The 9,916-nt window shown below is 69.1% G+C and carries 1 protein-coding gene; it reads right to left on the reverse strand.

Annotated features, from left to right (window positions below):
* Positions 1 to 32: 32 nt before the first annotated feature.
* On the reverse strand, positions 33 to 9,872 hold the full coding sequence (locus tag DKM19_RS52780) for a type I polyketide synthase (protein ID WP_110698990.1): 9,840 nt from the start codon (positions 9,870 to 9,872) through the stop codon (positions 33 to 35).
* Between the last annotated feature and the right edge of the window lie 44 nt (positions 9,873 to 9,916).

Raw genomic sequence — 9,916 nt, forward strand, 5'->3', positions numbered from 1 at the left:
TCTCTCATCCTGTCCAGCTACACACGGGTCGATCAGGACTTACCAAATTCCTTTTCAATAAATTCCAGCATTTCGTCAGCAGACGCGGATTCGAAGCCATTCTCGGCGCCCGGATCGGGCCGAACGCGTAGGGCCGAATCGACCTGCCCCATCAGCGCGCGCAGCCGATCGGCGATCTGCCGCAGCTCGTCGCTGTCCGGCGGCAGCGACGACACCGCGGCCTCCAGCCGGTCGATCTCGGCTGCCGGGCCGGCTCCGTCACCCTGCCAGTGACGGAGCACTTCTCCGAGCAGGAACCGCGCGAGCGAGGCCGGCGCGGGATGATCGAAGACCGCCGTCGCCGGGAGCTTCCGGCCCGAGGCGCTGGACAGGCGGTTTCTCAGTTCGACGGCCATGAGGGAGTCCATGCCGAGTCTTTGGAACGCCTCCTCCGGGGAGACTGACTCCGCACCAGAGCGACCGAGGATCCCCGCCGTCTCCGCTCGTACCAGCTCCAATACCAGTGCCTCGCGTTCGGCGGGATCGGCGGCGTGAAGCCGCCGCGCTAGCTCTTCCCCGGCCCTCGATTCGCGCGCGGACGTCGCGCTCACGCCGGACAACGGCGCGGCTACCTCGGCGACTTCCGTGAGCAATCGCGCCGCAGGAGTCCCGGCGAACAACGGAGCGAAGCGAGACCAGTCGACGTCGGCGATGACGAGGCCCGGCCCGGCGTCCTTGAGCGACCGCCGGAACGCGGCTCCAGCGAAGCCGTCGGGCATCGGCGGCAGGCCGATGCTGCGCAAGTGCTCCGGTGTCGCACCGTCCGGCTCGGTGCCGACGCACGGCCCCCAGGCCAGACAGGCGGCGGGCAAGCCTGCCTGGCGACGCTGGGCCGCCAGCGCCTCCAGGCAGGCGTCGGCGACAGCGACGTCACCACGGTCTCTTCCGCCCCAGACGCTGTCCGCCGAGGAGAACAGCATGAACACCGAGAGGTCGTGGCCGATGGTGAGCTCGTGAAGGTTGATCGCGGCGGTGAGCCGGTCCTCGGGTGCGCCGCCCGCCAAGTGGATGATGCCGGCCAGCGGCCGGTCAGCCGGTATCTTGCCTATCAAGGCGGCAAGTGCCGCGCGATCCGTTGTGTCGCACCGCATCAGAGTCGTCGTGGTCTGATCCAGGGTCGGCGGCAGGTCAGCCTCAGGGACCTCCTCGTCGGCCACCAGCAGGAGATGCTTGGCACCGCTGTCGACCAGCGCGCGGACCACGACTCGCGTCAGCGGGTTCCGGTCGACGGTGACCAGGACCGTACCGTCCGGGTCGATCCCGGAGGTGACATCCGGATGCTCCCGGTCGGCGCGCACCAGTCGGCGCGCGTAGAGGGCGGGATCACGGAGGGCTATCTCGCTCTCCGCCTCGTCCCCGGCCTGTACTTGCGCCATGAGGACTGCCCACACTCGTCCCCAGTCCAACGAGCCGTCGGGGAGGTCGACGACTCCGCCCCAGCGGTCGGGGTGTTCAAGGACCGCGCCCCTTCCGAAGCCCCAGACCTGGGCCCGGTAGATGTCGCTGATCTGGTCCGAAGGCGTGGCGGCGACGGCCGACCTGGTCAGCGTCCACAGCGGAGCGATGATGCCAGATCCGGCGACGGTATCAAGCAGGGCGGAGGCTTGGGCTGCGCCGGTGAGAAAGGAGACCACGCCGACGACACGGGACGGAGCCGCCACATCATCCGCGATCGTCTTGGGCGGCCCGCAGACGGGTGACCTGATGACGCGGATGTCGGCCCGCAGAGCAGCGGCGGCCTCCGCCAGGCCTTGCAGGTCGGCCTCGGGGGTGTCCGGATCCGCCAGCACAAGCCACGTTCCGGTCGTGCTCGCCACTGCGGGTTCCGGTATGACCCGCCATTCGACTCGATATCGGAGCTCGTCCGCCGGCATCCCGTTCTTGCTCGCGGGGCCGCCCTCCAGCCAGAACCATTCGTGTTGGAAGGGGTAGGTGGGGAGGTCGGGTGCGGGGCAGGCGTTCCAGAAGGCGAACAAGGCAGCCCAATCAACGGGGGTGCCATGCGTCCACAAAGTGGCCAACGCGGTGAGCAAGGTGACGGACTCCGAACGCCGCGCGCGCATCGCCGGCACGAACACCTGACCCTCGGGATCAACGCTCCGCTGAACCAGCGCGCTCAACACCCCATCCGGCCCCAACTCCAACCACCGGCCCACCCCCCTGGAGTGCAAATCCACGACCGTGTCGGCGAACCGCACCGGCTCCCGTACGTGGGCCACCCAGAACTCCGGCTCGTTGACCCGCGGCGGAAGGCCTGCGATGTCCGGATCATGAAACGACAGCCCCTCCAGTACCGCTGCGAACTCCTCGAGCATCGGCTCCATCAACGGCGAGTGAAACGCATGACTCACCGCCAGCCGCTTGACCCGCACCCCCTCGGCCCGCCAGCCCTCCACCAGCTCATCCACCGCCCCGGCCACACCGGAGATGACCACCGACGACGGACCGTTGACCGCCGCCACCGCCACACCCTCCGGCAACCGCCCGATGACCTGATCCTCGGGCAGCTCCACCGCGGCCATCGCCCCGCCCGCCGGTAACCCCTGCATCAACCGCGCCCGAGCAGTGATCAACACACACGCATCCGCCAGCGACAACACCCCCGCCGCATACGCCGCCGCCACCAACCCCACCGAATGACCACTCACCGCGTCCGGCCGCACCCCCAACCACCCCACCAACCGCCACAACGCCACCTCAACCGCGAAGATCGCCACCTGCGCGACCCCGGTCTGGTCCAGCGCACCGCCCGGCTCCTCGTCGGTGAACACCACCTCGCGCAGCGGCAGGCCCGTCAGCTGTTCGACCTCGTCGAACGCCTCCGCGAACACCGGGAACCCCGCATACAGCTCCCGGCCCATCCCCGCCCACTGACTGCCCTGGCCGGTGAACAACACCGCCAGCTCTCCAGCCGAGGCCGTCCCCTCGACAACCGCCCCATCCACCAGCACCGCCCGATGCTCAAACACCGCCCGCGCCGCCAACCCCGCCCCCGCATCCGCCACCGCGGCCAACCCCGCACCCGCGGTGAACGCACGCACCCGCGCCGCCATCTCCGCCACCGCGCCCGGCGTCTTACCCGACACCACCAACGGCACCACAGACGGACCGACAGACACCGGCCCACCCACACCCACGGCCACCGCCCCCGGAGACATCCCTTCCGGGGCCCTCCCTTGCGGGGCCGTCTCTTGCGGGGTCGTCTCGTGCGGGGCCGTCTCGTGCGGGGTCGTCTCGTGCGGGGTCGTCTCTTGCGGGGTCGTCTCTTGCGGGGTCGTCTCTTGCGGGGTCGTCTCTTGCGGGGCCGCCTGCTCGATGATCACGTGCGCGTTCGTCCCACTGATCCCGAACGATGACACCCCCGCCCGCCGCACCCGACCCACCTCCGGCCACGGCCGCGCCTCGGTCACCAACTCCACAGAGCCCGCCGACCAATCCACATGCGGCGACGGCTCATCCACATGCAACGACGCCGGCACCACCCCACGCGCCATCGCCTCCACCATCTTGATCACACCCGCCACACCCGACGCCGCCTGCGTATGACCGATATTCGACTTCACCGACCCCAGCAACACCGGACACCCCGGATCACGCCCCTGCCCATACGTCGCCAGCAACGCCTGCGCCTCAATCGGATCCCCCAACTGAGTGCCCGTCCCATGCGCCTCCACCACATCGACATCACGCTCAGCCAACCCCGCCTGCGCCAACGCCGCCCGAATCACCCGCTGCTGCGACGGCCCATTCGGCGCCGTCAACCCATTCGAGGCCCCGTCCTGATTCACCGCCGAACCCCGCACCACCGCCAACACCCGATGCCCCAACCGCCGCGCATCACTCAACCGCTCCACCAGCAGCATCCCCACACCCTCAGACCAGCCCGTCCCATCAGCCGCCGCCGCAAACGCCTTACACCGGCCATCAGGAGACAACCCACGCTGACGACTGAACTCCACAAAGGTGCCCGGGGTCGCCATCACCGTGACCCCACCCGCCAGAGCGAGATCGCACTCGCCGCTGCGCAGCGACTGCACCGCCAGGTGCAGCGCCACCAGTGATGACGAACATGCGGTGTCCACCGTCACCGCCGGACCCTCCAACCCCAGCGAATACGCCACCCGCCCCGACGCCACACTCCCCGCGGTTCCGGTTCCGATATAGCCTTCGAGTTCGTCCGGAATTTCGTGAAGGCCCGAGGCATAGTCGTGGTACATGACCCCGGCGAACACGCCGGTGCGTGACCCGCTCAGTGAGGTCGGATCGATATCGCCACGCTCGATGGCCTCCCAGGAGGTCTCCAGCAACAGCCGCTGCTGCGGATCCATCGCCAACGCCTCACGCGGCGAAATACCGAAGAACTCCGCGTCGAAATATCCGGCGCCGAGCAGAAAGCCACCGTCTTTCGTGTAGGTCGTTCCGTGATGCTCCGGGTCCGGGTGGTAAAGACGGTCGATATCCCATCCGCGGTTGTCTGGGAAGTGGGAAATTCCGTCCCGGCCGTCCATGACGAGTTGCCATAGATCTTGCGGTGATGTCACATCACCGGGATACCGACACGCCATCCCGACGATCGCGATCGGATCATCGGCCACCACCCGAGCCACCGCGGTAGGCCGCGCCACCCGAACCCGCCCGGCCAGCTGCCCCAGAACATACTCAGCGACCGCCTGCGCCGTGGGGTAATCAAAAACCAGCGTCGCCGGCAACCGCAACCCGCTCACCTCGGCCAAGCTGTTGCGCAACTCGACCGCCATCAACGAATCGAACCCCAACTCCTGAAAAGGCCGCTGCGCCGGCACCAACACCGCCGACGAATGCCCCAACACCGCCGCGACCCGCTCCTGAACAACGGCAAGCACCAACGCCTGCTGCCCCGCCGCGTCACGACCCGCCAACCGGCCCGCCAACCCCGAACCCACCACCCGAGCCACCCGGCCACCCGCCCGACCAGCCAACCCACGCAACAACGCCGGCAACTCCCCCTCCCAACGCCGCAACACCGCACCATCCACCCGCAACGGCACCACCACCGCCCGGCCCCCACCCACCCCGGCATCGAACAACGCCAGCGCCTGCCGCTCCGCCAACGGCGGCAACCCCTGACGACGCATCCGCCCGCGATCGACCTCGCTCAACCCCCGCGCCATCCCGGTGTCGATATCCCACAGCCCAAACGCCAGCGACACCGCCGGCAAACCCCGCGAACGGCGATACTCCGCCAGCCCATCCAAGAAAACATTCGCCGCCGCATAACTGCCCTGACCCGCCGCCAGCACCAACCCCCCCGCCGACGACACCATCACAAACGCCGCCAACTCCATCCCGGCCGTCAGCTCATGCAAATGCCACGCCGCGTCCGCCTTCGGACCCAACACCTCCGCCAGCTGCCCAACCGTCAGCGCCTCGACCAGCCCAGGACCACCAACCCCGGCCGCATGCACCACCCCCGACAACGACACACCCGACAGCACCGCCGCCAGCGCGTCCCGATCAGCCACGTCACACGCGGCCACCACCGCCTCCGCGCCCAGGCCCGCCAGCTCCGCCACCAGCTCCGACGCACCAGCAACATCCAGCCCCCGCCGGCTCACCAGCAACAACGACCGCACCCCATGCACCACCACCAGATGCCGCGCCAGCACCGCCCCGATCCCGCCGGTGCCCCCCGTCACCAGCACCGTCCCCGAACCGAACACCCCACCCACCGATGCCCCACCCGCGGCCTCCACCCGCGCCAGCCGCGGCACCCACACCTCCCCGCCACGCACCGCCGCCTCCGACTCGGCCACCCGCGCCACCAGCCGCCACGACTCCACCGCATCATCCACATCCACCAGCACGATCCGCCCTGGATGCTCCGCCTGCGCCGCCCGCACCAACCCCCACACCGGCCCGACCCCCGGAACCACACCGGCCCCGCCAGCCGACACCGCACCCCGCGTCACCACCACCAACCGCGACCCCGCGAACCGCTCATCGGCCAGCCACCCCTGCACCGCACCCAGCACCGCGGCCGACTCCGCCCGCAAACCCCCCAGCACATCCCCGGCCTCACCCCACCCAGCACCCACCACCACACACCCACCAGCACCCGCGACCACCCCCGCCGCGTCCGCTATCGCCTCAACCAACACACCACCCACCACACCCGCCAAACCCTCACACCCACCCCCCACCACAACCACCGAACCATCCGGCTCCCCCAACCCAGCCACACCCGACACCCACTCCACCCCGAACAAACCACCACCGGCACCACCACCCAACTGCTCAACCGACACCGGACGTAGCGATAGGGAGCCGATCTCAAGGACGGGGTCTCCGTTCACGTCGGCGACGACCAGAGACGCGGTGTCCCGAGTGGCACACGTGATCTTGACGCGCACGACCGTCGCCCCGGTGGCGCGCAAGGTCGTCTGGTTCCAGGCGAAAGGAAGGTAGGGAAGCCCGGATTCCCGGTCGCTGATGAAGTCGCCTAACCCGATCGCCTGCAGGGCCGCGTCGAGGAGCGCGGGGTGGATGCCGAACCCCCCGGCATCCGACCAGGCCGACTCCGGCAGCGCGACCTCGGCGAACACCTCACCGTCCCGCTCCCACACCCCCCGCAACCCGCGGAAGACCGGCCCGTACTCCAGCCCGACGCCGGCGAGTTCGTCGTAGTACGCGTCGCCGGTCTCCAGGGGGATGGCGTCGGTGGGCGGCCAGACACTCAGATCCACAGCCGTCACCGCGGCCGTCGCATCCGTCAGCGACCCCTCCGCATGCAACACCCACGCCCCAGGCCCCTCATCACCCTCAGCACAGGAAAACACCCGCACCGGCCGTCGATCCCCCGTATCCCCACCCACCACCACCTGCACCACACGCGCACCCGACTCCGGCAACACCAACGGAGCCCGCAACAACAACTCCTCCACCACCGAACAACCGACCTCCACCCCCGCCCGCAACACCAGCTCCACCAACCCCGCACCCGGAAACAGCACCGTCCCCAAAACAGCGTGATCCGCCAACCACGGCTGCGCGGCCAACGACAACCGCCCCGTCATCACCCGCTCCCCCGAACTGGCCAGCGTCACCACCGCACCCAGCAACGGATGACCCACAGCCCCCAACCCCGCCGACGCCACATCCACCGCCCCGGCACCGGCCTCCAACCAAAACCGCTCCCCCGCAAACGCATACGTCGGCACATCCACCGACCCACCGGAACCCAGCAACGGCCGCCAATCCACCACCACCCCCGCCACATGCAACCGCGCCAACCCCTCCACCAACCCACGCACCCCGTCCCTGCCCCGCCGCATCACCGGCACGAACACCTGACCCTCGGGATCAACGCTCCGCTGAACCAGCGCGCTCAGCACCCCATCCGGCCCCAGCTCCAGCCACCGGCTCACCCCCCTGGAATGCAAATCCATGACCGTGTCGGCGAACCGCACCGGCTCCCGTACGTGGGCCACCCAGAACTCCGCCGACGCCACCCCCGCGGGCAGACCACCCATCAACGGATCAGCAAACTCCAGACCCGCGATCGCGGCCGCGAACTCCTCCAACATCGGATCCATGAGCGGCGAGTGGAACGCGTGGCTGACTGTCAGCCGCTTGACCCGCACCCCCTCGGCCCGCCAGCCCTCCACCAGCTCATCCACCGCCCCGGCCGCACCGGAGATGACCACCGACGACGGACCGTTGACCGCCGCCAGCGCCACACCCTCCGGCAACCGCCCGATGACCTGGTCCTCGGGCAGCTCCACCGCGGCCATCGCCCCGCCCGCCGGCAACCCCTGCATCAACCGCGCCCGAGCAGTGATCAACACACACGCATCCGCCAGCGACAACACCCCCGCCGCATACGCCGCCGCCACCAAGCCCAAGGAATGGCCGGTCACCGCGTCCGGCCGCACCCCCAGCCACCGCACCAGCCGCCACAACGCCACCTCGACGGCGAAGATCGCCACCTGCGCGACCCCGGTCTGATCCAGCGCACCACCCGGCTCCTCGGCGGTGAACACCACCTCGCGCAGCGGCAGGCCCGTCAGCTGTTCGACCTCGTCGAACGCCTCCGCGAACACCGGGAACCCCGCATACAGCTCCCGGCCCATCCCCGCCCACTGACTGCCCTGACCGGTGAACAACACCGCCATGACCGGATCGACCCCCGACCCCATCACCACCGACGGAGCCGCCTCCCCCGCGGCCACCGCCTGCAACCCCGCACGAATCGTCTCCACCTCAGCGCCCACCACCACCGCACGGTGCTCCAGCACCGCCCGGCCCGTCGCCAGCACCGCCGCCACCTCCCGCACATCAACCCCCGGATCAGCCGCCAGCCAACCCGCCAACCGCCCGGCCTGCGCCCGCAACGAGCTCTCATCTCGGCCCGAGACAACCCACGGCCACACCGAAAGCGAACAACCCACCTCAGCCGGAGCCATTTCTTCCGGGGCCGCCTCGAGCACCACGTGCGCGTTCGTCCCGCTGAACCCGAACGATGACACCCCCGCCCGCCGCACCCGACCCACCTCCGGCCACGGCCGCGCCTCGGTCACCAACTCAACAGAGCCCGCCGACCAATCCACATGCGGCGACGGCTCATCCACATGCAACGACGCCGGCACCACCCCACGCGCCATCGCCTCCACCATCTTGATCACACCCGCCACACCCGACGCCGCCTGCGTATGACCGATATTCGACTTCACCGACCCCAGCAACACCGGACACCCCGGATCACGCCCCTGCCCATACGTCGCCAGCAACGCCTGCGCCTCAATCGGATCCCCCAACTGAGTGCCCGTCCCATGCGCCTCCACCACATCGACATCACGCTCAGCCAACCCCGCCTGCGCCAACGCCGCCCGAATCACCCGCTGCTGCGACGGCCCATTCGGCGCCGTCAACCCATTCGAGGCCCCGTCCTGATTCACCGCCGAACCCCGCACCACCGCCAACACCCGATGCCCCAACCGCCGCGCATCACTCAGCCGCTCCACCAGCAGCATCCCCACACCCTCAGACCAGCCCGTCCCATCAGCCGCCGCCGCGAACGCCTTACACCGACCATCAGGAGACAACCCACGCTGACGACTGAACTCCACAAAAGTGGTCGGAGTGAGCATCACCGTGACCCCACCCGCCAGAGCGAGATCGCACTCACCACTGCGCAGCGACTGCACCGCCAGGTGCAACGCCACCAGTGACGACGAACACGCGGTGTCCACCGTCACCGCCGGACCCTCCAACCCGAAGACGTAGGAAACCCGGCCAGAAGCCACACTCCCCGCGCTCCCCGCGCTCAAATGCCCCTCGACGATCTTGGGCGGGTGCGGGACCCGGCTCCCGTAATCGTGATACATGACCCCCGCGTACACGCCCGTACGGGACCGGTGAAGCGAGGAGGGATCAATGCCCGCCCGCTCGATGGCCTCCCACGACACCTCCAGCAACAGCCGCTGCTGCGGATCCATCGCCAACGCCTCACGCGGCGAAATACCGAAGAACGCGGGATCGAAGAGGTCCGCGTCGTGCAGGAAACCACCCTCACGCGTATAGGAAGTACCTGAATGATCAGGGTCCGGGTCATAGAGCGCATCGACGTCCCAGCCGCGATTCACCGGGAACGGCGAGATCACCTCTTGTTCCTCCGACACCAGGCGCCACAGGTCCTGTGGTGATCGCACCCCGCCCGGGTAGCGGCAGGCCATCCCGACGATCGCGATCGGCTGCGCCGCGGCCTCGGCGTACTCGCGGTTCTGCCGCTTCAGCCGCTCGTTCTCCTTGAGCGAGGCGCGCAGCGCCTCAACAATCTGGTCAACGGACCTTGCCATGTTTCCTCCGCGAGTTCTCGGGCGTTACAAGACAGTGCGTGAGG

Source organism: Streptosporangium sp. 'caverna' (assembly GCF_003203775.1).
Taxonomy (GTDB): domain Bacteria; phylum Actinomycetota; class Actinomycetes; order Streptosporangiales; family Streptosporangiaceae; genus Streptosporangium; species Streptosporangium subroseum.

What these genes read in the sequence shown, in the direction of transcription:
- DKM19_RS52780 (WP_110698990.1), bottom strand. Translation starts at nt 9,872, where the DNA reads ATGGCAAGGTCCGTTGACCAGATTGTTGAGGCGCTGCGCGCCTCGCTC.